Origin of the sequence: Brevundimonas sp. (genome assembly GCF_036659295.1) — a bacterium.
Lineage (GTDB): Bacteria > Pseudomonadota > Alphaproteobacteria > Caulobacterales > Caulobacteraceae > Brevundimonas.
The window spans coordinates 1-640 of record NZ_JAVXCU010000173.1; the positions used below are offsets into that span (position 1 = coordinate 1).

Annotated in this window: 1 protein-coding gene; it reads right to left on the reverse strand. The window is 65.3% G+C overall.

What is annotated here, in order from left to right:
* The coding region (locus tag RSB01_RS14200; protein ID WP_332625772.1) for an aldehyde dehydrogenase family protein at positions 1-640 on the reverse strand (640 nt) is incomplete at both ends.

Below are 640 nucleotides of genomic sequence, written 5' to 3' on the forward strand. Positions count from 1 at the left end.
GATGTTCGGCGACTTGCCGCCCAGCTCAACGGTGGACGGAATGATGTTTTCGGCGGCGCATTTCATGATGTGCGAGCCGACCGGGGTGGAACCGGTGAAGGCGATCTTGGCGATGCGCTTGCTGGTGGCCAGGGCTTCGCCGGCTTCCTTGCCGAAACCGTGCACCACGTTCAGCACGCCCGGTGGCAGCAGGTCGCCGATCAGCTCCATCAGCACGCTGATGCCCAGCGGCGTTTGCTCGGCGGGCTTGAGCACCACGCAGTTACCGGCGGCCAGGGCTGGGGCGAGTTTCCAGGCGGCCATCAGCAGCGGGAAGTTCCACGGGATGATCTGGCCGACCACGCCCAGCGGCTCGTGGAAGTGGTAGGCGGCGGTGAGTTCATTGATTTCGGCGCTGCTGCCTTCCTGGGCGCGGATGCAGCCGGCGAAGTAGCGGAAGTGGTCGGCAGCCAGGGGGATGTCGGCGTTAAGGGTTTCACGCACGGCCTTGCCGTTGTCCCAGGTTTCGGTGATGGCCAGCAGTTCGAGGTTTTGCTCGATGCGGTCGGCGATTTTCAGCAGCACCAGCGAACGGTCCTGGGCCGAGGTTTTGCCCCAGGCGTCCGCAGCGGCGTGGGCGGCGTCCAGTGCCTTGTCGATG